Origin of the sequence: Shewanella electrica (assembly GCF_022321485.1) — a bacterium.
In the GTDB taxonomy this organism is placed as follows: Bacteria; Pseudomonadota; Gammaproteobacteria; order Enterobacterales; family Shewanellaceae; genus Shewanella; species Shewanella electrica.
Map to the genome: position 1 here is coordinate 1 of NZ_JAKOGG010000567.1, position 250 is coordinate 250.

Annotated in this window: 1 protein-coding gene; it reads right to left on the bottom strand. The window is 70.4% G+C overall.

Annotated features, from left to right (window positions below; all coding sequences use genetic code 11):
• Positions 1–250, bottom strand: a 250-nt coding sequence (locus L9G74_RS24490) for an RNA-binding protein (RefSeq protein WP_238898856.1), incomplete at both ends; no start/stop codon positions are given.

Consider the following 250-nt stretch of genomic DNA (forward strand, 5'->3'; position numbering starts at 1 on the left):
CCGCCACCACCGTAGCCGCCGCCGCCACCGTAGCCTCCGCCTCCGCCGCGCTGGCCGTAGCCGCCTCCGCCTCCGCCTCCGGAGCGGCGCGACTGGGCCTCGTTGACGGTGATGTTGCGGCCGTCGAGCTCCTTGCCGTTCATCCCCTCGATGGCGTCGCGCATGGCCTGCTCGCTCGAGAACGTCACGAACCCGAACCCGCGCGACCTCCCCGTCTCCCGATCGTTGATGATCTTGGACTCGAGGATCT